Annotated in this window: 24 protein-coding genes and 3 tRNA genes; 22 read left to right on the top strand and 5 right to left on the bottom strand. The window is 44.2% G+C overall.

The window, feature by feature from the left end; all coding sequences use genetic code 11:
- The gene (locus tag AC0YN3_RS01270) at positions 1-1,524 is read left to right on the top strand and encodes an ABC transporter substrate-binding protein (RefSeq protein ID WP_475773347.1); all 1,524 of its coding nucleotides are present in this window, start codon (positions 1-3) and stop codon (positions 1,522-1,524) included.
- An 81-nt stretch (positions 1,525-1,605) separates the two neighbouring features.
- Here the strand turns inward: AC0YN3_RS01270 and AC0YN3_RS01275 are convergent, their stop codons facing one another.
- Positions 1,606-2,118 (bottom strand): 2'-5' RNA ligase family protein, encoded by a 513-nt coding sequence (locus AC0YN3_RS01275; RefSeq protein WP_475773348.1) that lies wholly within the window; start codon positions 2,116-2,118, stop codon positions 1,606-1,608.
- Positions 2,119-2,355: 237 nt separating this feature from the next.
- On the opposite strand from AC0YN3_RS01275, the gene AC0YN3_RS01280 reads away from it, so the two are divergent.
- From AC0YN3_RS01280 to AC0YN3_RS01320, 9 genes are all read left to right on the top strand, one after another.
- On the top strand, positions 2,356-2,520 hold the full coding sequence (locus AC0YN3_RS01280) for a hypothetical protein (RefSeq protein WP_475773349.1): 165 nt from the start codon (positions 2,356-2,358) through the stop codon (positions 2,518-2,520).
- Positions 2,521-2,628: 108 nt separating this feature from the next.
- Positions 2,629-2,705 (top strand) — tRNA-Met (locus AC0YN3_RS01285).
- A 37-nt stretch (positions 2,706-2,742) separates the two neighbouring features.
- Positions 2,743-2,819: transfer RNA gene (locus AC0YN3_RS01290), tRNA-Ile, on the top strand.
- 19 nt (positions 2,820-2,838) lie between these two features.
- A tRNA-Leu gene (locus AC0YN3_RS01295) sits at positions 2,839-2,924 on the top strand.
- Between the two features lie 633 nt (positions 2,925-3,557).
- Positions 3,558-3,884 carry a hypothetical protein gene (locus tag AC0YN3_RS01300; protein WP_475773350.1) on the top strand — a complete coding sequence of 109 codons (327 nt, stop codon included), beginning with the start codon at positions 3,558-3,560 and terminating at the stop codon, positions 3,882-3,884.
- 42 nt (positions 3,885-3,926) lie between these two features.
- The gene (locus AC0YN3_RS01305) at positions 3,927-4,448 is read left to right on the top strand and encodes a hypothetical protein (RefSeq protein ID WP_475773351.1); all 522 of its coding nucleotides are present in this window, start codon (positions 3,927-3,929) and stop codon (positions 4,446-4,448) included.
- A 29-nt stretch (positions 4,449-4,477) separates the two neighbouring features.
- Positions 4,478-5,053: a hypothetical protein gene (locus AC0YN3_RS01310; protein WP_475773352.1), complete on the top strand. Its 576-nt coding sequence runs from the start codon at positions 4,478-4,480 to the stop codon at positions 5,051-5,053.
- A gap of 77 nt (positions 5,054-5,130) precedes the next feature.
- Positions 5,131-5,556: a macro domain-containing protein gene (locus tag AC0YN3_RS01315; RefSeq protein ID WP_475773353.1), complete on the top strand. Its 426-nt coding sequence runs from the start codon at positions 5,131-5,133 to the stop codon at positions 5,554-5,556.
- A 150-nt stretch (positions 5,557-5,706) separates the two neighbouring features.
- Positions 5,707-5,982 (top strand): hypothetical protein, encoded by a 276-nt coding sequence (locus AC0YN3_RS01320; protein WP_475773354.1) that lies wholly within the window; start codon positions 5,707-5,709, stop codon positions 5,980-5,982.
- Between the two features lie 16 nt (positions 5,983-5,998).
- Here AC0YN3_RS01320 and AC0YN3_RS01325 read toward each other — a convergent pair whose 3' ends face one another.
- Positions 5,999-6,565, bottom strand: a complete 567-nt coding sequence (locus AC0YN3_RS01325; RefSeq protein WP_475773355.1) for a hypothetical protein — start codon at positions 6,563-6,565, stop codon at positions 5,999-6,001.
- A gap of 231 nt (positions 6,566-6,796) precedes the next feature.
- Here AC0YN3_RS01325 and AC0YN3_RS01330 point away from each other — a divergent pair, with 231 nt between their 5' ends.
- The 10 genes from AC0YN3_RS01330 (at position 6,797) to AC0YN3_RS01375 (ending at position 20,083) form a co-directional block, all read left to right on the top strand.
- Positions 6,797-7,192 carry an RDD family protein gene (locus AC0YN3_RS01330; protein ID WP_475773356.1) on the top strand — a complete coding sequence of 132 codons (396 nt, stop codon included), beginning with the start codon at positions 6,797-6,799 and terminating at the stop codon, positions 7,190-7,192.
- Positions 7,193-7,333: 141 nt separating this feature from the next.
- Entirely contained in the window at positions 7,334-7,825 is a 492-nt protein-coding gene (locus AC0YN3_RS01335; RefSeq protein WP_475773357.1) for a hypothetical protein, read from the top strand.
- A 225-nt stretch (positions 7,826-8,050) separates the two neighbouring features.
- The gene (locus AC0YN3_RS01340) at positions 8,051-10,306 is read left to right on the top strand and encodes a helix-turn-helix domain-containing protein (protein ID WP_475773358.1); all 2,256 of its coding nucleotides are present in this window, start codon (positions 8,051-8,053) and stop codon (positions 10,304-10,306) included.
- 215 nt (positions 10,307-10,521) lie between these two features.
- Positions 10,522-12,147: an extracellular solute-binding protein gene (locus AC0YN3_RS01345; RefSeq protein ID WP_475773359.1), complete on the top strand. Its 1,626-nt coding sequence runs from the start codon at positions 10,522-10,524 to the stop codon at positions 12,145-12,147.
- Between the two features lie 83 nt (positions 12,148-12,230).
- A complete protein-coding gene (locus tag AC0YN3_RS01350; protein WP_475773360.1) occupies positions 12,231-13,133 on the top strand; it encodes an ABC transporter permease in 903 nt (300 codons plus the stop codon).
- Between the two features lie 67 nt (positions 13,134-13,200).
- Positions 13,201-14,073, top strand: a complete 873-nt coding sequence (locus AC0YN3_RS01355; protein WP_475773361.1) for a carbohydrate ABC transporter permease — start codon at positions 13,201-13,203, stop codon at positions 14,071-14,073.
- A gap of 43 nt (positions 14,074-14,116) precedes the next feature.
- A complete protein-coding gene (locus tag AC0YN3_RS01360) occupies positions 14,117-15,889 on the top strand; it encodes a hypothetical protein (protein ID WP_475773362.1) in 1,773 nt (590 codons plus the stop codon).
- Complete coding sequence (locus tag AC0YN3_RS01365; protein ID WP_475773363.1) at positions 15,886-18,150, top strand: glycoside hydrolase family 88/105 protein; 2,265 nt, start codon at positions 15,886-15,888, stop codon at positions 18,148-18,150. The genes AC0YN3_RS01360 and AC0YN3_RS01365 overlap by 4 nt, the downstream gene beginning before the upstream one ends.
- Positions 18,151-18,230: 80 nt before the next feature.
- Complete coding sequence (locus AC0YN3_RS01370; protein ID WP_475773364.1) at positions 18,231-19,247, top strand: LacI family DNA-binding transcriptional regulator; 1,017 nt, start codon at positions 18,231-18,233, stop codon at positions 19,245-19,247.
- Between the two features lie 140 nt (positions 19,248-19,387).
- The gene (locus AC0YN3_RS01375) at positions 19,388-20,083 is read left to right on the top strand and encodes a uracil-DNA glycosylase (RefSeq protein ID WP_475773365.1); all 696 of its coding nucleotides are present in this window, start codon (positions 19,388-19,390) and stop codon (positions 20,081-20,083) included.
- 63 nt (positions 20,084-20,146) lie between these two features.
- On the opposite strand, the gene AC0YN3_RS01380 is transcribed toward AC0YN3_RS01375, so the two are convergent.
- The 3 genes from AC0YN3_RS01380 to AC0YN3_RS01390 form a co-directional block, all read right to left on the bottom strand.
- Positions 20,147-21,118: an S-layer homology domain-containing protein gene (locus AC0YN3_RS01380; RefSeq protein WP_475773366.1), complete on the bottom strand. Its 972-nt coding sequence runs from the start codon at positions 21,116-21,118 to the stop codon at positions 20,147-20,149.
- Positions 21,119-21,945: 827 nt separating this feature from the next.
- Positions 21,946-23,133, bottom strand: a complete 1,188-nt coding sequence (locus AC0YN3_RS01385) for a site-specific integrase (RefSeq protein WP_475773367.1) — start codon at positions 23,131-23,133, stop codon at positions 21,946-21,948.
- A 2-nt stretch (positions 23,134-23,135) separates the two neighbouring features.
- Positions 23,136-23,345 (bottom strand): helix-turn-helix domain-containing protein, encoded by a 210-nt coding sequence (locus AC0YN3_RS01390; protein ID WP_475773368.1) that lies wholly within the window; start codon positions 23,343-23,345, stop codon positions 23,136-23,138.
- A gap of 746 nt (positions 23,346-24,091) precedes the next feature.
- Between AC0YN3_RS01390 and AC0YN3_RS01395 the strand changes: the two genes are divergently transcribed.
- Positions 24,092-24,430, top strand: a complete 339-nt coding sequence (locus AC0YN3_RS01395) for a nucleotide pyrophosphohydrolase (RefSeq protein WP_475773369.1) — start codon at positions 24,092-24,094, stop codon at positions 24,428-24,430.
- Positions 24,431-24,433: 3 nt separating this feature from the next.
- Complete coding sequence (locus AC0YN3_RS01400) at positions 24,434-26,197, top strand: DNA/RNA helicase domain-containing protein (RefSeq protein WP_475773370.1); 1,764 nt, start codon at positions 24,434-24,436, stop codon at positions 26,195-26,197.
- The last annotated feature ends 721 nt before the right edge of the window (positions 26,198-26,918 follow it).

The raw sequence follows: 26,918 nt of genomic DNA on the forward strand, positions 1-26,918 counted from the left end.
ATGAACAAGAAACGTTTTACAGGAATGGGTATTCGCAAAATAACATTGGTTAGCTTAACGCTTGCTTTGCTAATCGGATTGCTTGCAGCATGCAGCAGCGGCTCAGAGGAATCAACAGAGAAGCGCGTGCTTCGGATTGGCGTCTTGTACGGCGGTTCGGACAACGAGCCTTATTTCCGCCAGCAGTACACCGATATGTATGAAATGTCTCATCCTAACATCGAATTCGAGATCGTAGGCGCGATTAATTACGATGATCAGCGTTTTGAGCAGTCAGACCCTGCAAAGCCGACGACACAGCCTGATCCGTACGAGAAAATGAAGGAAATGCTTAACGGCTCGAACCCGGTCGATGTTGTTGTACTAGATTACAACATGCTTCGCCGCATGACGCAGGACAATTTGCTTCAACCGCTCGATCCGTTAGTCGCTCAGGATAAGTTCGACCTTACCGACTATGTTCCAACCGTTATCGAAGGCATCAAATCCGCGGGCGACGGAAATCTGTACGCGTTGACCCCTACATTCAGCTCTTCTGCTCTGTACTACAACAAAAAGCTGTTTGCAGATGCCGGCGTAACGCCTCCGACTGACAAAATGCAGTGGGCAGACGTGCTTAACCTTGCGCGCCAAGTGGCTAAAGGCGAAGGCGAAGACCGCAACTTCGGTTTCTCATTCAACCGCTGGCCGTCTGACGGCTTTAACGACACCCAAGTTTACAGCCAAGCGCTGCAATTAAAAATGTGGGATGACAAGGGCGAGAAAATGCTCGTGAACAGCGAGCAATGGGAAAGCGTGTGGAATACGGTGTCTTCCCTTTATCAAGAAGAAATTATTCCTACTCAAGAATTCATTAATAAATTAAATGAAAAAGCAGTCGCTGACGGTGGAAACGGAAACGATCCGTTCTATGGCGATTTGTTTATCAAAGGTAGAGTAGCCATGACGATCGGTGAATACGGCTATATCAATGAACTGAAGAAAGCATCAGACAATGCTGCCAAAATCAAGGATTTCGAGCCAGTTGATTGGGATGTCGTTACCGTGCCGGTTCACCCGAACGATCCAGAGGTAGGCGGCAGCATCATGTTGAGCCAATTGATGGGGATTAACAACAAAGCGCAAAATGATAAAGATGCCTGGGAGTTCATTAAATTCTCCAACAGCAAGGAATGGGCGAAGCTGAAGTCGAGAAGCCTTTATGAAATGGTTGCACGCAAAGAATTTTTGACGCCAATCGGCGGCATGCAATACAATATGGACGCTTTTACGTCACTTAAGCCGCTTCCTCCGACAAGCACGGATTCCGAGAAAATTTTCCGTGAAAAACCAGGTATTTGGGAAGCTCAATCTCCTGGCTACGAGCTGTTCCAAGAAGTGATTAAAAAGACGAAAACAGCCAAAGAAGCACTTGCCGAGTGGGAAACTCGCGGAAATGCTGTACTTGAGAAGCTGAAAACGAATCCTAACGGAGGAATGGAAGGCGGAGGCGGTGGAGTCGGAATTATGCCAGTGCCTAGATAATGAAGGATTGCAGATAAAGGACCATTTGAAAAGCCCGAGAGCGGTTTCTAACCGCTTTCGGGCTTTTTTTACGTCTAAGGGTTATCCTCGCAGCAGAAATGATTGATACGCGGTCCAGGAGCCGTTGTCGGTCTGATAGAGTAGGTGGACGCGGTCGATCGCAGTGGTTAGGTCAATCTCCTGCATGCGGAGGTTTCCGTACAAATCATGGAGCTCATCGGCGGATAGCTCTTGTCCAATCGTGAGATGCGGCGTGAATACGTACGTAGGAGCCTCGACAGCGAGCGGGCCGGTGCATAGCTGCTCGTGAAGCCGCTGCATGGAGACCGTGTCTTGCAGCGCCAGATATAGCACATGATTGACTGGGTAGAAGGTTGATACCCGGTTCAGGTGAACCGAAAATGACGGCAGCGTGGACGTGATTTGCTCCAAATGGCCAACAGCCAGCTGCAGCTGTTCATTTGTCCATTCTTCCGCTTCTCTCACCGTTAAATGCGCAGGGATTGCCGAATAATGCGGGTCATGCCTTCTTCGCAAGCTGTTTGCGTAATCCTGTACATGCTTTTCCGGAAACACAACGATACCGTATAACATGGATCTCAGCTCCTTTGCAATGATCTTATTTGAGTATACCCGATTTGCATAAGAATTAAGAAACAGACTAGGCGTTTTCGCCGTTCAATGAAGCGGTCTGACCTGCCGATGATTGTGATGAGGAATAACGCTTTGATTTATTGTATTATTCCAATTTTGGGGTATTCTAATGGCTACAACCTTTATTGAAGCGGCTAGCATACCGCTAGACATCTTAATCGCAGTGGAGGGATTCGCATGAGGTGGGTGTATTGGGTTCGCCTATACGAGACAAAATTTCAAGCGGGGTGCTTGGTCAGAAGAATGGAAAACGACTGGTGGGTTTACGGGTATGAAAGCCCGCGTGAAGTCGAGGTATTTCGCTCCCGGAAAGGCCGATTTGGCGTTAGATTTATACCGTAAAAAAAGCTCGAAAATAAATTAGAATATTTTGCTTGACTTAAAACATACAACTATAGTATATTATTTTATGTCGCCATTTCAAGAAGCTTTGCTCAAATGGATATACGTCGCGGGGTGGAGCAGCCCGGTAGCTCGTCGGGCTCATAACCCGAAGGCCGCAGGTTCAAATCCTGCCCCCGCAACCAACCTTTCGATGAATACGTTGAAATATACGTTTTTCGAGGGCCCTTAGCTCAGTTGGTTAGAGCGGTCGGCTCATAACCGATTGGTCGGGGGTTCGAGTCCCTCAGGGCCCACCATAGCAAACCTTCACAACATGCCGGGGTGGCGGAACTGGCAGACGCACAGGACTTAAAATCCTGCGGTGGGTGACCACCGTACGGGTTCGATTCCCGTCCTCGGCATACCAGAAAACCTTGATGAGTCAATGGTTTTCACGAAGTACATAATGTACGAAATGCCTAAGGTTCTGAGTACTTATAGGAGTCATTGTATAAGTACTCAGAACCCAAAGCGAAGATAAAACTCTTTTTCAACACTTGCCATAAACAAGTGATGAGAGGGAGTTTTTTTCATGGAAAGAATTAACAAAATCAAAAGCATAATGACTGTAAAGTGGACGGATGCATTAGAGATATTTTTTTGAAGAAAGCACATCGGATAAGTGAGAAAACCTATTAGGACTACAGTCAGCAGGGTAGACTCTTTTTCAAACGGTGTCCTGATTTATTTGAAAGTAGTGATAACTTGAAGCATAATGTATTTCAGTGTTATTCAGAGTTTTGAGTGGTAATAGTTCAGCGAATATGATTGTGAGATATTCAATGACGAGTAAAGATGATAGGCAGAATGCAGTTTATGTAATATTTAAAGATTAGCCACCTACGAAGGTGGTTTTTTGGATTGTACGCATACACGTGAAAATTCGGAAGTGGATTCAAAACGATATGTTAACATGAAGATTCTTATATTATAGTACAATAGAGCAATATGGATACGCTAATGTAAATGACCTTATTTAATTGAGGGGTAGTTGGATGAAAGTAAAGCAGTATTCCATTTGGATAGAAGCAGAAGAATGGGCAGTTGGTGAATGGGATATACACGACGATAATACTGATGTGATAGTTACGTTTGAAGAAGGACAGAGATGGGTTGCATCATTTTATACATATCAAAACATATTAAGACTTGCAGAAAAGAACAAAAGAACAGGTGAGAATCTTCATGGGAAGTATTTGTGGGGAAGTGACATGCTACTCGTGGATGAATGTAGTCGTAATCGTATAGAAGAAGTAATTGACCATTTAATACTCCAAGATGATTTTGATGTGATCTTTAAAAAGTGTGATGAGACCAATTAGTACGAAAAAAAATACAATCTTATCCGGATAGAGTGGATTTTAATGAAGATATTTAAAAACCAAGTATGGGTGTTTAAAACAGGTTACAGTTCTTTTTTATATTGCCGTTTCATTTTAATTGATTTGATAAATCGATTTCCATTTAATCAGGATGCAGCAATCAAACATATAAATTCTTTCTGGGGACATCTAGAGGAAATATATGAAGGGGACATGTTATACCACGAATTACCAGAATATTGGTCATCGAGTATTTACTGGGGAGAAACGCTTTGGTGGAAAAAAGGTGATGAAAGAACAAAATATAATCTGTCCGAACTAAAACCACATAGATTTGATAATGTGACTATATATGAATTATGGGAACCCCTAATTAAGTATTCAACCGATTATATTGATGATTTTGTATTTGCTGATAATAATCAAATACTTGGATTAATAGAAAATGGTTTGATGGTTGGCAAATATCATAGAAAGTGGGAAGTAACTGCTTCCAATTATAGAGAAGCATTGCAAGCATTTCATAGTTATAAAGGGTGGGAAGAATACAGAGAGATGAAATGATAAAAGATAAGATTTAAGGAGGAGTCTAAATGTCAACATATTATTATTTTCATTGTTTGAAATGTAAAGTCAAAGGTGGTTTTTATTCTAGGCAGGCATGGGGATGGGGAAACTTTGATATTATAGAGTCGTTCAAGTTCCTAGCCTATCATACTGATAAATGTGGGGAGGAACAGCTAAGAGTTATATCTGAACATGATGATGAATATATTGATTTACTCGATTTAGAATATAATAATTATATAGAAGATACAAAGGAAAACTTCCCCTCTTCTAATGATTGGAAGTTTATGATGGATAATAAGGAAAAGTCCATTGAAGAACTACAAGAAATTTGGGTCAAGTCTAACCTTTTAAAAAATCCTGACATTGAACAACTGAAAATTATAGGAATCATAGAGGAAGTAGCGATTATCGGGGGGAAAAGAGGAGGCTATGTATACAAAGCTGTTTTATTATCTACCCAAAATATTAGATATATAATTGTTGAAATTAGTAAAAGTTTACCTTCAAAAGGTAACAATTATGTAGTGATTGGGAAACAAAAAACTCATCCTATTGAGGGAGAGATAGTGTTTGTTGATAATATAAAAGAATTAAAATAAAATTGGGTTTTGTTAGGTGTGGGACGTAACTTGAATTTTCAATATAGTAGAATTTAATATGAAGATGGGGTTTTAAAATGATTTATAACGAGATTGTGAAAGATTTATTTGAGGTTGATCCATCGAATTATCTTGCTCACTGCATTTCCTCAGATGCGAAGATGGGAGCAGGAATCGCAGTTGACTTTAAAAAGAAGTTTAAACTTGGGCATATGACCGAAGAGGCTAAGAATAATCCCTATCCAGTCGGATCTTGTGTGCAAGTTGGAAGAGTTCTGAATCTCATAACTAAAAAGCTTTTTTACGGAAAGCCTACATATGATTCTTTGGAATTGGCTTTATATGCCATGAAGGAACTCGCTCTTCAAAAGGGGATTATGAAAATTGCAATGCCACAGATTGGTGCTGGATTAGACCGGTTAAGCTGGGCAAAAAACAGGGAGATCATAAAGCATGTTTTTGAAGAGACAGATATTGAAATTTTAGTCTGTAGAAAGCTATAGGTTGATGACTTAGAGCCACTGTTATTGGTTTAGATGTGAATGCAATTCCGAGTTCACCATTCCCTCACAATTTCAGCATAAAACCCAACCATTTGGAGCACGATAAACTTTGGTCGTTTTGACAAAATGAGTGTGATGGAGGCTTACGTGATGGTAAACAGAAACTTACAGCAAATCGCTGCCGATCTGCAAGAAAACCAAAAGCTGGAGCAAGCGCAGCAGGACGTGCTGGCGGCCCATCGTCAGCTGCAGGAACAAAATGAGGAGCTGCTGGAGGCTGAGCTGATGCTGCAAGCAGAGACGCAGCAAGTGCTGCAAGCGCAGCAGCTTGTGAAGCAGGAGCATCAGGATGTTCAGAAAGCGCAAGAAAAGCTGCAACAGGCACAAGCTGCAGCGATGTCTTTGCAAAACAATCCGATTCAATAAGCAATTCGTTCACATCTCATTCGAAAGAGCCTGCGAAATCCATCGTTGGCTCTTTCTTCGTGTCTGAGTTTGCTAGAGCAGCCAGGCGTGCCGCATTATGGGCTAACCTATGCAGCGCATTGTTCTCTTTATGTTTGCCCATGTATGTTATTTTCACAGCTACACTTGGAAAGGAGGCTTGCAACTGCTCGATAGCAGACCGTATTTGATCCCGAGCCTGTCTGAAAAACGGATTGGGGAAATAGCTGCTTGCAAGCAGCTGCCGGATACGGCTGCAGTCGGTGTAAATAACGGCAAGCTTCGGTTTATGCTTGGCCAAAGCTATCGCAAGCATATCAAGGCTGTGTACGATTGCCAGCAGCTCACCATAAATGGAGCCTTCATCCCGTTCGATAGGAAGCTGCTTAGATGTGATCTCAAAACGCCGGTTGTGGATGATACAGCAGGCTGCTCCGTGGTTATTGCCAGCTGTGAATCCGGAGTAATCGCAATAAAGGTAGATGATGCCCTTGCTTAATAATCGCTGTCTCGTACTGGGATAATCATAGGCTTTCTCTATTAACTTTTTCCATGCAGCGTTCATATGCATTGATCCTCCTGCGAGAAACCATTCGTTTAATTGTTTTCTCATAGATTTTAAACCATTATGAGGCATTCTATTCAAGCCTGGCGATAAGGCGTTGCGGCAGTGAGCCATTCATGCCTTATTTGATTCTTAACGGCCACGCGGGTGGTCATGATCCGGCATTCTTGATCATATATCTAGATCCATGGGCGCTTCTTATTTATTGAGACTGCAGGAAGGGGGGCAAGCATGAACGCTGGCTTCTGGATTCGGTTAGGTGCTTCCTTGTTAGACGGTTTGATTGTCGGTGTGCCGCTGTTTATAATTTCATTGCTTATTACAGGAGGCCTTGAGGGTAGAGAGTACTTTACGGATATTTTATCATTCTTGTACACGCTGCTGCTTCCGGTCTTTTGGAACGGCTACACTATTGGCAAACGGATATGCGGCATCCGCATTAGCAGGCTGGACGGTTCAAGCCCCGGAATCGGTACGATGCTATTAAGGAATGTCGTTAGCGGGCTTGTTTATTCATTAACGTTAGGAATAGCTGTTATTATCAGTGCATTTATGGTAGGGCTGCGCGAGGATAAGCGGGCGATTCACGATTTTATTGCAGGGACGGAAGTCGTTTCGGCAGATTAAGGCAATGAGAGAGCTTGCTGCGAGCAGTTGCGGCGAGCTTTTTTTATTTGGGCAACAGGTCGATTTTTGCTTTCTTGAATTTAAATGAAGTAAACTAGAGTAGACGGAACGTCGCCAAAGCAATGGAAGGCGGGGAATGATATGATCGATCGCAAAAACGGAGAAGCTTCGCTTAAACAAGACTCGCGTCGTTTATATGCGGAGATTTTCTCCATCAAGGATACGCTTTACAATGACCTTATTGAGCGCTTTCCAGAGGATGCTTCGCTTAAGGAGAATGCTGAGCAGTGGAAGGTCTGCGTCATGGCTGCAGCTGTCTCGACCGCTCTATTCAGCACTGCCTTGGCGGGAAGCAAGGAATTTCCTTACGTGTATTCGTATCTTCATTTAAAGCTTCAAGCGCTCTATCCTGCAAGCGAAGCCGTATTTGAGGACTGTATGGCTGCAATCGCTAAGCTGCTGGATGGAACGGATTATCACTCAGGCGCTTTTGCAGAGGGACTTGCCTTGTGGCTGTATTTTACGATCCAAGGGAAAGAGTCATTCCAGGAAGAAGAAACGCTGCCGTTCCTGCTGGCAGGTCAATATGTAAATCAATTTTTCTATAATTGGTTTGACAAGCAGCAGAGCTGAGACAGGACGTTTATGAACCGGATAGCCAGAGCAAGTCATCGATAACAGATGGCTGGCTCTGGCTATTCATATGTTTAATTAGTAAGCCGCAATGATTGCTTTGCTAGAATGAATCTTTTAGAATGAATAGAGAAAGCGCTTACCCTTACAAGATGAAGATAATGAAATCATTATGTTATAGAACATAGCCAGATTGCCGGTAAGTCAATAAGAGGAGCGATTGTTATGAAAAAAAGCTGGTACCGCCGAATGCTGCTTTCGTATTTCCCTATTTTTTTATTCACGATAACGATGCTGACCTTTTTATCTTTTTTAATGGTTAATGAAATTTCGAATAATGAAACGGTCAAAGCGGATCGCATTTCTACCGGCTATATCATGGATACATTATCGAGGTCCTTGAGGGGAATTGAGACGGACGTATTGGAGGAGATCGAAAAAAATGATTATTACCGTGAATTCATAAATGTTGATCGGGCATCGGATAATCATGAGGTCACCTTTGGCGTTGTAGACAGTATGAGAGACTTAATTGCCAATGACAGCTTAATCGATTCCATGTATGTGTACCGGATTGAGGATAAACAGGTATTGACACGCATTGGGCTTGTGTCATGGGATGATTTTGCTGACAAGGAATTTCTGGAGCAAGCGCTTGAACAATCTTCGTACCAAGGCTGGTCTGCCATACGTCCTTACCATGAGCTGAGCTTGGAAAGCGACAAAAAAGTCATCTCCATGTACAAACGGGAGCCGCTGCCCTTCGGAACGGAAGGGCTTGTTGTCATTAATGTTAATTTCTATGCCGTTGAGCGTCTGATTCAATCGATGAAAAACGATTCTGTTACGTTTTTACATATTCGTGACAATGAAGGGAAATTGCTGTTCACAACGATGTCTCCAGGCGAAGAAGGCGGCAAAGTTCTTAACCATGTGGATATGGATGTCCTAGGATGGACCTTCGAAAGCGGCATAAAGGCGGGGCAGCTCTTTTTGTGGGTATCGGTCATTTCTTACGTATGGGTCGTCATTGGCGTGCTGACGGTCTTGTTTGCTATTTTTTATATTTTATACATTACGCGAAAAAACTATAAGCCTATCCGTTTAATGATGAACCGGATTGAATCGATCCAGCTGCGCAGCGAAGGATCAGGCGGAGTGAAGATGGACGAGCTTACGCTGATCGACCGCACACTCGAGAATCTGATTCAGCAAGCATCCGATTTCGAAAAACAGCAGCAGGATCATGTATTGGCAGGCAGAAGGCAGCTCTTTTTTGATCTTATTCAAGGGGAAGGAGCTGCGAGCGCTGAAGAGAGAATTCTGAAGCTCAAGCTGCTGCCGGCAGGAACGAAGCTAGATCAATTTGCGTTTATCGTCGTGGAAATCGGCCAGTATGGAAACTTCAGCAGCGGTTTTTCGGTTAGGGATCAGCATACGCTTAAATTCGCGCTGTCGAACGTGCTGCAGGAGCTGGCTCGCGATGAGGGAATGTTCGCTTGGGCAGAATGGATCGGCGAGAGCCGGATGGGCATTATAGTCGGAGCAGATCTTGAAAAGCTGAAATTGAAAGAACGTATCCGCCGATTTGCTGAAAAAGGCAGCGTATGGGTATCGGATAATTTAAGAATGGCATTAACCTTTGGGATCGGTCCGATTGTCGAGGATTGGGCACCGATCCATATGTCTTACCAATCCGCAGTGGACGCGATGCTTCACAAGCTGTCTCTCAACAAGGATGCCGTCGTAATGAGTGACGATCTGCCTGGACAAGCTGGCAACAAGTCGTATAAATACTTACAGATGGCAGCCGATTTGGTACGGGAGTTTAGATTGTCGACGGGCAATTGGCGCGAGCACTTGGAGAAGCTGTTCAAGTCATTGGAAGCGGATTGTTTGAAGGACGAAGACGTGCGAATGCTTCTTCAGACCTTAATGGATATGCTGAGTACGGAGCTGAGCAGCGTTTCCGATGTTTTGCATGAGCATTTTACGGGGGGAAATGCGGAAAGATGGAAACAGGCGGTTGAGCATACATCGTCACTTACCGAGCTGAATGGCTTGGTTCTGGACCATCTAACGGAGCTGTACCATCATTATGTCGCGTTCTGCGAAACGAAAAACCATCATGCGATGATTACCGAAATGAAAACGTATATTGAACAAAATTTTGCGAATCCGGATCTTTCCTTGAAGCATCTGAGCGATCGTTTTCATATTTCGGGCAAATACGCGAGCTATCTTTTTAAAGAAGAGTTCAATATGAAATTTGTTGATTTCATCGTGCAGCTTCGCATGGAGCACTCGGAGGTGCTGCTGGCGGAAACCGAGGATTCGGTACAAAGCATTGCTCTGCAGGTTGGTTATGCCAATTCAATTACGTTCGGACGCGTATTTAAAAAAGTATGCGGCGTTACGCCCGGAGACTATAGAAGGTTGAAGCTAAAGCCCGGAAAACCCAGCAACAACGCGGGTTTATGAAAAATGTTTAGCATGCGAGTAAAGTTGAATAATCCATAAAATGGTAATTTATGTTGAGGTTTATGATTAAGAAACTAGTTTATTGCAGACTATTCGAATGGCATGGCATACTTTGGTCATTCCGATACGGACTGCAATTACGGGAATGAAAGCGCTACCTAATAAACCGTGCAGCCGGCTCGAATACTACTCGATACGAAGAAGGGGTTGGAACGATGACTGGGAACACGACAAAGAAACGGTTCATTGCTTCGAAAACATCAATGCTTGCTTTATTAGTAGTTAGTACAATGGCATTCACGGCTTGCTCGTCAAAATCAGAGCCGGCAGCAAACGGCAGTAACAATGGCAAAGCGGCAGAAGGTAAAAAGGTTACGCTTAAAGTAGAAATTTTCGATCGGGGCAACGCTCCGGCTGGTTCTACGATTACGGACAACTACTTATCGAAATTGGTGCAAGAGAAATTCGGAGATACCAACAACGTGAAAGTCGAATATGTACCCGTACCTCGTTCAGAGGAAGTAGCGAAGCTGAATGTATTGATGGCTAGCGGAAGCGACGTTCCGGATATCGTGTTTACTTATGATCCTAATACGTTTAACCGTTATGCCAAGCAAGGTGGACTTACTGACTTAGGTCCGCTGCTTGAAGAGCACGGGCAAACATTGAAAACGTTTTTAGGCGATGAGGTACTCGAGTACGGCAAATTCGAAGGTACGCAATATGCGATTCCGGCTAAACGCTCCAATACAGGCAAATATGCATCCTTTATTCGTCAGGATTGGCTGACTAAGCTTAACATGCCAGTTCCGCAAACGACTGACGAGCTATATGAAACATTGAAAGCGTTCAAAGAAAAGGACCCCGGGCAAACGGGCGGTCAAGTTATTCCGCTTGGCATGACGATCGCTTCTGCGCAGTATGAGCCTTTGCTCTGGTCTTTCATTCAAACGATGACAGAAGAGCAGCAATATACGCTTAACCAGCAGCTTGGATCGAATGATTATCCTATCCTGCTCCCAGGCTTCAAGGACGGGCTTCAATTCATGAATAAGCTGTACAACGAAGGGTTGATCAGCAAAGATTTTGGACTGGATAAAGACAAAAAGAAAATGAGCGAAGATATTCAAACAGGTAAGGTCGGATTCTTCAGCGAAGATGACATAAACATCTACTATAAAGACGGTACGTATGATTTGCTGCAAAAAACGGTAGAAGGCGCAGTGTTATCTGCTGTCGATGTTTACACAAATGACCAAGGCAAGCATGCTAAACCGCAATACGCGCCAAACGGCCTTTACATCATGGTTCCGAAATCCAGCAAAAATGCGGTAGAAGCGGTTAAATACCTGAACTGGATGGCTTCAGATGACAATTTGTTCAATCTCCAAAATGGCGTATTGGATGAAAACTATTCGTTAGTGGACGGTATTCCGGTGGCAAATGAGAATCCGACGGAAGAAGCCAAAAACCGTTTGTTCAATTCCGGAGATTTGGCAATTATTTCTAACGGCAAACAGCTCGGCAGCCTAGAGAAGAACCTTCAAGCAAGAGCGCTCTCCATGCCTAAGCAATTCCAAGAACAGCTTGCGATTGCGCAGGAGATTGCATACGCGGATAATATCCCTCTCGTTATGCTGGACAGACCGATTGAAGCACAAACGAAATATGCAACGACTTTGCTCGATAAGTTCAATGAGATTATTGTGAAAACGACAATGGCGAAACCAGATCAGTTCGAAAGCACCTTCACAGCGATGCTTAAAGATTACATGGCAAGCGGCGGCCAAGCGATATTGGACGAAAGAATCGCAGCTTACAATGAAATGAAATCAAAATAAAGCGAACAAGTTGGAACATGTGCAGGAATCGGCTCAAGCTGAATTCCTGCACAGGCTCCTATTCAAAAGAGGAGGCGACCGCTGTGAGCATGGGTGTTTATTTTCGCAGATATTGGCAGCTGTATGCGCTGCTTGTATTGCCGCTGTCATATTTCATTATTTTCAAATACGGACCGATATACGGCATACAAATCGCATTTAAGGATTTCAATTTGTTTCAAGGCATCAATGGCAGTGAATGGATTGGGTTCGAGGCGTTTAAAGAAGTATTCGGCATGCGCGATTTCTATTTAACGCTGCGCAATACGCTCATGTTGAATTTCCTTGATTTGATCGTATCCTTTCCGGCTCCGCTTATATTGGCAATCATGCTGTATGAATTGAAAACGGCTTGGTTCAAAAAACTGTCCCAAACGATTCTTTATATTCCGCATTTTATTTCTTGGGTCATTATTGGCGGGATCGTCTATCAAGTATTCGGTACGCAATCCGGCATGATTAACAATTTGTTGGCATCGTTCGGTTTAGAGGCGATTCCTTTTCTGACCGATAAAAATGATTGGCTTATCACCTATTTGCTTGTTGGCGTGTGGCAAAGCGCCGGCTGGGGAACGATTATTTATTTGGCCGCGCTCACTGGCATTAATAAGGAGCTATTCGAAGCGGCCGGAATTGACGGAGCGGGAAGGCTGAAACGGATTTGGCATATTACGCTTCCGGGACTCAAGCCTACGATTATTGTCCTGCTTATTATTAACCTCGGGCATATGATCTCGATTGGCTTTGAACGCCCATATGTCATCGGGAACTTGGCGGTGCGCGAATATTCGGATGTGTTAAGTACGTTTGTCTATCGGATTGGCATTCAGTCCGGGCAGTATACGCTCGCAACGGTAATTGGGTTATTCCAAGCCGTCGTAGGTCTCGTTTTCGTACTCGGTTCCAATTACGTTTCCAAGAAACTGACGGATGAGAGCATCCTGTAATTTCCTGTGATTTTTTCGCAATATGCCATCTATTCCAGCATGCGACTATTTGAAAGGAGCGGACGTTATGAGAGAACAAACCGCTAACCGTGTATTTGATACGATTAATTTTATAGTGTTATTATTGTGCACGCTGCTTTGTCTGGCTCCATTTCTTCATATATTGGCAATCTCGCTAAGCTCGGTTAAACCCATTCAAGCTGGCTTGGTAAGCTTAATTCCAATTGACTTGAATTTTGAAGCTTATACGAAAGTTTTCACGGATCCTGCGATGATTCGCTCCCTTTTCTTTACGATCCTGTTAACCGTGATTTTCACCGTCATGTGTATGGTGCTGACAATCGCTATGGGATATCCTTTGGCGAAAAAGAAGCTGCGGGGCCGGAAGCTGTTTATGTTTGTCGTTGTCATTACGATGTTTTTCAGCGGCGGCATCATTCCGGAATACATTTTGATCAAAAATTTGGGATTGCTTGATTCCATATGGGCGCTCGTGCTGCCGGGACTCGTTAATCCTTTTTATCTGATTATTCTGATTTCTTTCTTCCATAACATTCCTGAAAGTTTGGAGGAATCGGCCGAAATCGACGGCAGCAGCCACTTCCGGACTTTGCTGAGCATTATGATACCTTTATCTCTGCCTGTCATAACGACGCTCAGTTTATTCTATGCCGTTGGCCGTTGGAACGGATTCACGGATACGCTCATGTATATCAACAGCCCGTCACTTTATCCGCTACAGCTCAAGCTGTATCAGCTTATACAGAACAATATGGTCAGCGAGCTTATTCAGATGGAAGGCTCTCAGATGGCCACGGTCGTACCTGAAAGCTTGAAAGCAGCGAGCGTTATATTTGCGACGGTACCGATTCTTATCGTCTACCCTTGGCTGCAGCGGTATTTTGTAAGCGGCGTAATGCTAGGCGCGGTTAAGGGATAGGCAGCTTTAAGCGGAATGATACGAGACGGAGGGAATGAAGCGGATGTATAGCAAGCTGGTAAGGATCAATGACGAATGGGCGCAAGAAGGAACTGAACGCCAATTTATGGATGCATCCAGCCGTTATTATGGCGGCGTAGCAGATTCGGAGAATGGGATTGCTTGGCCAAGCCATGGCGGTACTCCAATGATTATGGCATTGTGGATTGCGGCTCTCGTGAATAAGGATTCGAAATATTACCATAACGATGAGATGGCTTTAAGACTGGAGCTAGGAACTGAATTTATGCTTCGCTCCCAGCATGCTGACGGTACGATTTCTCCCGGCTGGACGAATATGCATTCTCCGCCTGATACGGCTTTTGTTGTTGTGGGGCTGGCACAAGCTTATGAGCTTCTGAAGAAGGATGAGTGGGAGCCGCTGCAAAAAGCAGCCTCGAATACGCTGCTTTTTCTAGAGCGGACGATCCCGGCGCTATTAACTGGGGGCTGCCATACGCCGAATCATCGCTGGGTACTTAGCGCTGCACTTGGATTCCTGTATAAGCTGTCTGGCAATGAGGCGCTGAAGGCGAGAGCGAACGAATGGCTTGCAGAAGGAATGGATTGCACGGAGGATGGCGAATGGACCGAGCGCAGCAACGGGATTTACAATTCAGTCAGCGATTTTATGTTATTTCATGCGGCGGAGCTTCTGGGTAAGAAAGAGCTGCTCGAGCCGGTTCGCCGGAATTTGAAAATGATGGCTTATATGATCCATCCGAATGGCGAAGTCGTTACAGATTATTCCGGACGCCAAGACTTCGGCAACAGCTACACGATGGACAGCTATTTTCTCGTCAGCAGGTTAATGGCCGTCCACGATCAGGATCCTCACTTTGAAGCGATTGCGGAGCTTGCCGGGCAGACCTTGAAGCATCCTGGCTGGCTGCCCAACAACGCGATGATAAGCTATTTGCTGCGTCCCGAGCTGCGTGAGCTATCGCTTCCGCCTGCAGAGCTTCTAACTCATTACCGAGTCGTGGTAAATCGTGAATTCGAACGCGAGCGTTATTTGAGCGAGATGGATGGTGCCGGGCATCACGGCATTATCTATCATAGCCGGTTGCATCCGGATTTCGGGGCTCCGGTCGCCCGTGAACGAGATGGACAAACGAGCTTAACCGTCATGGCAGAGGCAAGCTCGGTGCTTGCGCTCCGGCATGGGCAAGCGAGGCTGCTAGCCGTGCAAATCGGAACCTCCTTCGAGCCTGGTTTTGTCAAAATGAACGATCTGGAAGTGTTGGAGGATGGCTACCGATTGACAGCTGTTGAAACCAAGGGATACTACGGGCCGATAAAGGCAAAAGATTTGCCGAAATCGGCAAGCTCGCCAGTAAGCCCATGGTATTTGCTTCCGCATCATTTGAGAGAAACGACCCATTTGCAGCAGCATCATGTCGAGGCAAAGCTTATGAAAAGCGAGCTCGGCTGGCAGCTTACGATAAGCTGCGAGGAGCCGGAGAGTTTGATGACTCAGGTTGTATTTGTATTGGGCGAAGAAGGCGAGCTTACGGGAGATGGTATCGTTCCTGCTGCCGATGTCTACTTCTGGAAGCAGGGAACAGCCCATTATGCTGTAGGAGACGATTGGATTGAAGTGGACAGCGGGGCGCATGAGCATCTTGTCAAAACGTTGAGAAACACAAGCGTACCGTCAGGCTGTAAGGCGCTAATTGTCAATTTGATGACGCCCTACCACAAAACCTTTGACATTAGGCTATCACCTAAGAAAGAGAAGGAAGACGAAGCGGCTGATAGGGAGCTGATAATATGAACGCATATATTGAAGCACGCGAGAGCAGCCGATATTGGTATGGCGAGGATGATAAACGGATACTGGAGGTGCTGGCAGGACGATATGTCGGGGCGAATCCCGCAGTTCCGTTTGCCATGCGTACTTTCTCCCATGCGGGCATCCTGCAGACGGAAACAGGTTTATACGAAATGAACATGGCTGAGAAGCTGCCTGATGCTGGGATTGGGCAATATGCCTATGTCTATGGGCTAGTCTGGAGCGACGATGAGCGTTCCATTGACAGCATCGTTGAGCCATTCGGGCCAGTGAAGCTGTTTCTAAATGAAGAGATGATCTACCGATCATCCGTTGTGGAGGAGCTGAAGCCAAAGGCGCAGGTGGTCATTCCATTATTGTTTCGCAAAGGATGGAACCGTTTGTTGATTGAAGCACGCAGCACCGTAGCCGGATTTGGCTGCTCCTTCGGCGCCGATGAAGCAAAGGTTCGTATTATGCAGGTTTTGGCGCCATTTGCTGAACGGGAGGGAAGCGCAGGTTGGGTATACTCCGATCCGGTATTGGAATCGCTGGTTAAGGAGGATGGCGGCATATTGCCCTTCAGTGGGACGGAAGCATCAGACGAGCTAAACTGGTTGCCACGCATGAGATGGGAAGCAGAGCAGTTGGATATTTCTAATTGCGAGCGTATATTCGGTACTCCTTCCTGTCGTTCAGCCGCGTACGGTTGGTCGGCGTTATGCCTGCCTGCTGGGGATGCCGAGGTTCTTCTCGAAGGAAGCGCCTGTGGGCCTACTCAAATTTGGCTGGGCGGACATCATGTGGCATCGCTTGCGGAAGCGGGAGCATTCTCGATCAAAGCAGCGGCCTCCGCCGGTAGAAATGAATTGCTAGTGCATACAATCAGCAGCACTGCCGGCTGGGGCTTTGCGTTAAACGCGCAGCTGGAAGAAGGGAGCCCGCTTCATTTCCAAGCGCCGGTTCATATTCACGGTTATGACGGTGCGTGGCTGTACGCAGGCCCGCTTGAGCCCGATCAGATCCTGTTGCCGTCTGACGTTTGCTCGACTTCCCTATTATTTAAGGTGATTAATCAAGATGGAGAGCTTGCTGGACGCACTTACTGGTCGGTTGACTCCCCACATACACGCCTTCGTCCTTATTATGAGAATGCGATGCTAAGCAACAAATGGACGACGGGCAGCGCGACAAATTATGGCCGCTGGGATTATCCGCTCGGAGTTACGATGTATGGGCTGCTAAGAACTGCGCGGGAGCTGGAGAGAAAAGATTTAATGGATTACACGCTTAGCCATATTCGCATCTGCACGGATCTGTATGATTATTCCATGTGGGACAAGGAAGCTTATGGATTCCCATCCCTGAATCACCAGCTAGTGCTAATGCGTATGCTTGATAATTGCGGCTCTTTCGGTTCGGCGATGCTGGAAGCGTATGGGCAGACTAAAGACGCAACGTTTCTAAGAATCGCAGACCGAATTGCCGATTTTATGCTGCAAAAGTTGGAGCGCAAGGATGACGGAGCATTTTACAGGCTATGTGACGGCGACTATTCGGCTAATACGATGTGGGCGGATGACTTGTATATGAGTGCGCCTTTTTTGATTCGATATGCTGCTGCAACAGGCGATAGCGCCCCTTTGAATGAAGCTGCAAGGCAGTTTCTTTTGTACAAAAGCTATTTGTTCATGCCGGAAGAAGCATTAATGTCTCATGTATTCGATTTCAAGTACGGGAAAGCAACGCTTGTTCCATGGGGTCGAGGCAATGGCTGGTGTTTATTTTCTTTATCGGAGCTGCTTGAAAAGCTGCCGGTCGATCATGTTGATCGACCAGCGCTAGAGACATTTTTCGAGGAGATGTGTGCTGGCGTTGCAGCCGTGCAGAGTGAATCGGGTCTTTGGCGGCAGGTATTGAACCGACCGGATGCCTATGAGGAAGCATCTTGTACCGCAATGTTTGCCTATGCAATGGCTCGCGGAGTAAGACTCGGGTGGTTAAAGCAACGGGATTACTATAGGGATATAGCCATGCGGGCGTGGCAGGGACTAACGAACTGCGCGATTGATAAGCAGGGCAACGTATATGGCGTATGCAGCGGCTCACGATATTCCTATTCCCCAGATTACTATATGTACGATCTAAGAACTGTCCTTAATGATAATCACGGCATAGGCATCATGATGCTTGCAGGTGTCGAGATTGGCCGTCTGAAGGAGCACTTGAATAACAAGAGACATGCTCAAATAGCGCAAAAGTAACGGATAAAGAAATGATTGCCAATTTCCAGAAGCTCTGAGCATAATAGAGGTATAGCGACTTTTGCGAGCGAGGAATGTGAATGAAAGCAACCATTTATGATATTGCTAGAGAAGCAGGCGTATCTATTGCAACCGTTTCCAAGGTGATGAATGACAAAGGGAAAATTAGCACTGCTCGGCGCAATCAAATTCTCTCCATCATGCAGAGGCTTCACTACCAGCCAAGCGCGATCGCTTCAGCTCTTACGGGGAAGCATACCTTTACGTTAGGCCTGCTTATCCCTGACATTGCGAATCCTTTTTTTGCGGAAGTTGCCCGTGCCGTTGAGGATCGAGGTCATCAATTTGGCTATAGCGTAATCATTTGCAGTACGGACAACAAGGACGAGCGTATCGAGAGATACATGACCGTCCTGAAGCAAAAACAAGTGGATGGCATTATTATCGGAACGGGTCTTGAAAATCATGCAATGCTTGAGGAGCTGCGCTCTATCATACCGATTGTCGTCATTGGGCGTGAGGTCACTCCACTGGATGTTCCTACTGTCGTTGCTGATGATTATAGGGGAGGACGGCTCGCTGCTGAGCATTTGCTTGCCCTCGGGCATGTGCGAATGGCTGTCTTGGCCGAAAGCCTGCTTATTAGCAGCAGCAGGGGCAGGCTCCGAGGCTTTCAGGATGCCGTTGAAGATGCTGGTTATGCGCTTCCAGATGACAGCATCATCGCTTGCGGCCATGGGCTTGAAGATAGCAAGGCGCGAGTCGTGAAGCTGCTTAGAGGGGGAAATCGGCCTTCTGGCCTGTTTTGCTTCAATGACCTGCTCGCGGTTGGCGCGCTGCAGGCAGCGAAGGAGTCCAATCTTCACGTGCCGTCGGAATTATCCGTTGTCAGCTTTGACAATACCATCCTGGCTTCCGTAACGAATCCGCCGTTGACCTCGATCGCCCAGCCTATGAACCAATTGGGAGAAGCTGCCGTTGATTTGCTTCTGAGGCAGTTTGAACAGGACGATTCGGTCCATCAACGCGTTTCGCTTCGGACAGAGCTTATCGTACGGCAATCCACTGATGCTGCGTATCCGCTTGAGCGGTTGTAGAATGCTGCCCCACTATGCTAGAATATTGCTAATCCAATAGAAATAATCGGCTTGAAAAAGGCTCCTTCGTTTGAATCTGAGTGATCAGGTTTGTACGAAGGAGATTTTTGTTTGAGGTATATGGGAAGGGATGCGTAGAAATGTCGATACGATTAAGCAACGGCTGGCCGCAGCGGTTAAATGGGGAGCTTGGGGAGCCATACATGCGCGAGTTGTTTGACAAGCTGGATGCTTTATATGAGAGCACAACGGTATATCCAGAAAAGTCAGCAATATTTAATGCCCTACATTATACATCCTATGAACAAACGAAAGTCGTGATCTTGGGACAAGACCCTTACCATGGACCGCAGCAAGCGCACGGTCTAAGCTTCTCTGTACAGCCAGGCATGAAGGTGCCGCCGTCACTCAAGAACATTTATAAAGAACTGGAATCAGATCTAGGCGTACAGGCGCCTGATCATGGTAATCTTGAAGCCTGGACGCGGGAAGGCGTGCTTCTTCTGAATACGGTGCTCACAGTGGAAGCAGGGAAGCCGAATACGCATCAGGGAATGGGTTGGGAGAAATTTACCGATGCCATCATTGACGCCTTGAACGAGAGGGAGAAGCCGGTCGTGTTCATGCTCTGGGGAAAGAATGCGGAGGCCAAAGCGAGTGCCATAAATACGGAAAAGCACTTGATTATTTCTTCCCCGCATCCAAGCCCCTTTGCGGCGCGCAAAGGATTTTTCGGAAGCAGGCCGTTCTCGAGAGCAAACGCGTTTCTAGAGAGCGTCGGGAGCGGGCCGATCGATTGGTCGATTCCGATGTTGTCTGAGCGAATCCCTACCTAATAAAAGGCTTCTCCGCTTCTTCGAACCAAGGTTCGGAAGAGCAGAGAAGCCTTTTTAAGTTGATTATTGCGCGATGACGCCCGTACTAGCTGAACCCGTAGAACCTGGAGACGATTGACTGCCGCCTGCCAATACCGGTTTTAGCTTGCTGTCGATGTAAGTGGATATCGATACATCCGTTATGACTTGCGGATACATGTTGTCTGGATTCGGAAGCACCGTTTCGAGATGAATAACCGCTTGGTCACCTTCGAATGCGATTGAAGAGATCCGAAGACCATATCCGGGATGCGGCATTTGAGCGGTAATGGTTACTTTGTTGATGTCAGCATTTACGGCCGTAACGTTGAGCTTCGGATCGATTGCTGGCTGTTCGGGCTGCTCAGGCTGTTCTGGGATAGGCGTATTCTCCTTTGTGAATTGGATGGCACCATAGAGCCAGCCTGCAGCTTCGCTGCGCGTAATGGCTTTCTTGGGATAGAACTTATTGGATTTGTCCAACGTAACCACTTTGCTGATGATTAGCTTCTGAATGCTGTCCATGTAATCCTTGTTTACGTCTGCTTCGTCTTCAAGCAGCATGAAGATTTCAATGAAAGCATAGTCGCCTTTCGTAAGCATCGCCTTGAACAAATGGTGAGCGAACTGTTCACGGGTCATCACATCATTGGCTTTTACCGTTTTTGGTATTTCAAGGCCGTTTAGACTCGCGATGATAAATGCGTCAGAGTACCATGCATCATTTTTGAGATTCGTGAAGTAATCCTTTACTTCTGGCGCCTTGATGAAGCGGATATGGTCGATATTCAAATCCAGACCTTTGACGATCAATGACACGCCTTGGGCGTAAGTAAGCTTATCTTTTGGATTGAACTTATCCTGCTTATCGCCGCTTAGTATGCCCAGCTTCTTAAGTTCCGCGATCTTTTGCGCATTCGGATCATTTTGCACATCCTTGAATGCCCATACGGTTTGTCCGAGAGTGAAGAGCATCATCGCAACTAGGGTTACGATCAATAGGGATCTTTTTTTCATGTGGTCACCTCTTTTTTTTATTTGCTATAGCTAATTATTTGACGTTATAAAGCGATGAATGGTTGCAATGATTGTTAAAAAGATGAAAACGAGCCTCGGTTTTGTTGGATCTCGCTCGTTTTTATTCTACAAATAACCATGGTGAAATCATGCTTTATATCTGTATGATCTCGGTATTTCAAATCATTTATCCGATATATGACTTCTTTTTCTGATTACGGATTAGTTTGCTTGTGATTGCTTATTAGGCAATTAATTAATGTCAGATATCTTCCATAGCAAGTGCAGCAGGCAGCGGGAGTATGTCTAGTGCATCTGCTCGAGGTGCCTATGATGCAGTCGTTTGCGAACATGTAGAAGAGCTTGGTATTGGACCATTAAAGTTCATGATCTAAAAAGCTTCACTATATTGTTTAAAATTCGTAATGTTAGGTGTACCATCCTTAAATATCTAAACATATTAATTTCATCCTTTGAAGTAGTTTATCGAAAAATTACCAATCAAGAAGTCTAAGGTCGCTGTGCTGCTCCCTTAAAGGGAGGAGAGGGATTTACAGTTGAATAAATCGCACCAAATTCGCACCATTTTTGTTAGAAAGTCATAATTGCTTAAATGCAATAAAAACGAAAAAAGCCGCAATTCCCTATGCTACAAGGAATTGCGGGCTTTCTATTCGATGATCTGAACAGGGTTCGAACCTGTGACCCCTACCCTGTCAAGATTGAGGCGGTGATTTCCCGAGATTACCTTAAGTGCCCGCAAGCCGCATAAAATAAGGGTTTTTCTAACATGATTATAAATAATGATGACCTCCGATTTCCTTGCATTATTTAGCTTTCGGCACCAGTTTCGGCACCAATTTTCCTGCTGTGTCCTGTTGGCTCGAATAAAACAATTCGCCAAATGCATCCGCTGTATCCTGCTGCATGTGGGGAGTGATATGAGCGTATCTATCAAGCATTTTTACGCTGGACCAGCCCATTCTCTCGGCAATCCTTTTGTTGTTTTCGCGCATCTCCAGCAGCATGACCACATGGGTATGACGTAGATCGTGAAACCTGATTTTTTTCAATGGTTCTTCATCGGGACCTAAGTTTTTATTTGCCAACTCGACTAAACGGCTGAAAGAACGGTTGAGATTCCTTGGAGAAACCGGCGTTCCTAACTGGGTGCAGATCAGAAGGTTATTGTTTTCGTACATTGGACCACTTTTTAATTTCTCCATTTTCGTGCGGCTAATAAGCTTTTCTAATTTAGAGCATGTAACTCTATCTACGCCAATAGAGCGGTGTCCTGCTTTTGTTTTTGTTCCGGGTTCAATTTCTTTTCCTTTGTGATCAAGCGTTTGATGAACTGACATTGATCTAGAATTAAAATTCATGTCGGTTTCTTCTACACCTAATATTTCTCCTTGCCGCATACCTAGCGTAATTGCGAGAAGGAAAGCATGGTAGTATCGATCCGTTTCAGCAACCTTCAAGAAGCGATGCGCTTCCTCGTTAGTCCAAAACAACATTACGTTTACATCGGCCTCAGGAGTCTCCACAAAGTCAGCCGGGTTCTTTGTTATCGCTCCCCAGCTGACAGCTTTCTTAAGCGCGGCTTTGATAAGTGTATGGCATTTCCTTTGGTTATCTCCGCATAGACGTTCTGTTTCTTTCCAATCCAAGTAAGTTGATTCTATTTTTTTTGGAGTTATTTCAGAAAGCATTAGATTACCGAGGCTTGGAACGATGTGATCGTCTATAAGCCACATGTATGTAGATTTGGTTGCGGGTTTTATTTTTTGTTTACCGCGTAACCAGTCGTTTAGAAGGTCCTTGAATAGCTGTTTCGAGGCATTCACATCAAGACCCTTGTCCATTTCTGCTAGTAATACTCGTTGCGCCGCTTCTGCTTCCTTCTTCGTCCTAAAACCGCGACGTTTAATTCTTTCACGCTCGCCATTATTGGGAACTTCAATTGTAAAGTACCATGGATTCTTTTTTCTTGATTCATCTTTAGTAACGGCCACGGTTATTCACCAGCCTTGTATTCGATTAGTTCGCTAACGTCTTTGACCTTTAGAGCAACAGCGATCTTCTCCAAGTTCTCAGGCGACCATGCTTTTGATTTATTATCAGCCATATCTAAGATTGTAGGGTATCTAACACCAGTAAGCTTTGAAAGCTGATTAGCATTTAAATGACGATCATGCATCAATTCATTAATTCTTAATCTAAACATTTCATCATCTCCTTGATATCATTCTATACGATTTTCAAAAGTAAATCAACGAATATCGTAATATATATTACGAATATCGTTGACAATATAACGAAAATCGTATATAATAAGAATATAAGGAAGGAGGTGAGAACAAGATGGCCAAAAAGAAAAAGAAACAGCAAGTTGATAATCGAGCAGTAATCATCACGCTAGTGAGTGCAATCATTAGCTTGATAAACTCGACAATCGCCCTCATCATCACGCTCCACCACTAAGTTGAGTCCCGAAAGCCTTGGCTCCGAAAGGAGCCTTGGTCTAGGGGATGGTGAAATATAAGGGTGCTGTTTCTTTCTCTAAAAAAATTATAGCACAAAGGGGATGGAAATATGAAATCGTCCAAAATATTGACAGCTGCCGTTATTATCAGCATCGCATCTTTGGTCATTAGTCTCGTAGCCCTTACAATTACGTTGTTTAAATAATCGCCTGATGAGCGCTGCTGCGCCTTGGGCCTGTCGCGGAACAGGTCGAAACCATATCGTTGTTTTTAACGGTATGGTCGCGAAACTCCGACAAGGAATAATTATAGAAGTTGAAGAATTAAAAAGAAACAGTTCGACATTAAGTTAACGGGCATAATAGTTGATGAAGAAAGGTTCGCGATATAAAATAAATATGAAAGTATTGCAGGATAATAAACCTATACCTGGTTCAATAATTAAGAGACAAGGAAACATTTCTGGAAGGAATGATTGTAAATTAATATGAGTAAATCAATGCAGCGGATTAACCAATTTAGAGACGAGCGCAACTGGCGGCAATTTCATAATGAAAAAGATCTAGCTATTTCCATCTCTTTAGAAGCAAGTGAATTATTAGAGCTTTTTCAATGGAAAACATCCGAAGAATCCAAGGGAAATCCTGAGCGACTCAAAGAAGAACTCGCAGATGTGTTAATCTACTCTTATATGATGGCTGATAATCTAGGATTTGATATTGATGAAATCATCGCTGAAAAACTAATTAAAAATGCCCGAAAATATCCAATTACCGAAAGCTTTGGTCAAAAAAATAAATATACCGAATTGGATAAGGTGGATTAATTAATGACTAAGTACAACAGTATAACACTGAAAATCAACAATAAAGTATTGGAAGGTTTTGAAAAACTTCGTCTACCTGAACAAAAAGTTCTTACAGACGGCAATGTCGTTTATATCTACAAAAGTTCAAAGACGAAAAAGATTTATATTGGACAAACGAAACAATTTCTTGTGAGGAATAAGCAACACTATAATGGTAAAGTTCAAACGTTTAATATAGCAGATTTTGACCAAGTAATTATTCTTATTTCATCTTATTTTAACGGCTCAGCCTTAGATGATGTCGAAAGCCAGTTGATAACCTATTTTATGGCTGACAATCCAAAAGCAAAAAAACAGCTGGTTCAATATGATATTGAAGAGATTATTAATCGAACCAATGGCAACAGCGTCAGTGACTACCGAGAACGAGAAAAGGTTGCTTCAGAAGTCATTTTGCCTTTTTGGGAAAATGAACTATACCCTAATGGATGGGTAAGCACACCAACATTAGATGAGTTGCGTAACGGAGAACTGGTCAAATATAGCCCAATTAAAGAATTAACAATTCAGCAAATGGACTTTCTTAAAGAGGTTCACTCTAATCCAGATAAGAGCTTTGTGATTAATGGCGATGCAGGGACTGGCAAAACCGTATTGCTGACTCATTTGGTCGCTATGCTATTGAAAGAAAAACCTAATCAGCGTATAGCAGTCGTTTTGCAACCAAATTGGATTAAAACGGCAAAGGATATCTTTAGAGTATATGGAATGAATAATAGTAACCTGGCACTTGCTAGCTCGACACAGTTGATTAATTCCGATGAAAATTATGATGTTGTAATTGTTGATGAATCTCACAAACTTTCTAGAAAATTTCCTAAACAAATGGATACTTTCAATAAAGTGTATAAGGGCAGATTTGCCCAAGATGATAATCACTTAGAGGCTTTGAAAAAAATAGGTACTCAAATCGTATTAATGTATGACGTATTGCAAGCTATTCGCCCTGCCAATATGACACGTGGGCAATTCAATGAAGCAACCAAAAACTTTGAAAAGCGATACCTAACAACGCAATTTAGAATCCAAGCTCCAGTAGGAAAGAATTATTCGTCAGAAGACTACGTAAATGGTATAAAATATCTTTTGTATAAGGATACAGGTCTATTAAAACAGACGAATTTTAACTCAGAATTTGACAGAGCTGTGTTCCAAGATAGTGATATTGATGCTTATTTTGGATATTTTGAAACAGAACCTTTACATAATTTGATTGATTGGGTAGAAGAAGATAGAAATTTCAATCCTGAACATATAAATCGCGTGATAGGTGGTTTAGTCGAACCTTGGAAGCAAGCTGATGGCAAAGACCCGTTGATTACTCATTGGCACGAAGGCAATATCAAACGAAGATGGAATTCCACTCAAGTAAATTGGGTTAATTCAGAAGATGCCGATGCTGAGGATCAGATTGGCTCTGTCTTTGCAGTTCAGGGAATCGATTTGAATAGAGTAGGCGTTTTAGTCGGAAATGATCTTCAAGTCGACGCACAGGGCAGGTTATTCGGCAATCCAGACAATTTCCATAATGTAAACGGGAAGTTCTCCAAAGACGATGAAAACCTAGAAAATGCACAAGAGTTTACCTTATTTGTATTGAATATTTACTATATTCTGATGACTAGAGGAGTTGACGGAATTCGGCTAGGATTCTGGAAGAATGATGCATTCAAAAAGTATTTGAAAGAGATATTGGAGATCAATAAAGAGACGATCGCTGTTTAAGCTAGCTTGAATGTTAGTTGATGATCGAAAATAAAATTAAAGTTCTAACTAATGAATGTGTATCATCGGCATAGATACTTTATTAATCGGTTTAAAATTTCAATCATTTGTTAATCTTGGTTCATAAATGGTAATTTAAAGTAAAAGGCTCCAAATCTTGTCATGTGAATGCCACCAATATATGAAAGCACTAAACGATAACAGTGTAGTTGATGCAAAGTTATCTGGAGGTGATCCATATCTAACGGCAGGCGCTCAATTTTACGACGAGAACGAATGTTTGGTCTATCAGCTTGTAAGTGGACACCAAAAACCGATATGTCTCAGAATCGATTCTAGAGCGTCTGACAGGTTGTTTCGAAAGAGCCTTTTTTAATTTTCATGAGAGTCTATTCTTTTATGCCGAATCTTCCAGCGTGGATTCAGCGACGACTCAGCCGGCTTCGCAGGTTCGGTTGGCTACCGAATACAATGATGAGGGGGAAGACCTTCATCCTCGTAACACAGCCTGCGGGCATAACTAGCCTTATTCCAAGGGAGCCTAACGGCTCTCTTTTTCGTTACGCCGATCCTGCAATTCGGTATGGTTCTGACATTTCCAGCCGCATTGTTTGCTTTTACTCACTCCTTGCCACTGACTACAGGTGTAAGGTTCGGCTCGTAGTGGCTGTGACATGCCGAAGTAAATGTCATTTCTTTACCCTTGAATATCGAACAAATG

The organism is Paenibacillus sp. J22R232, assembly GCF_056269165.1.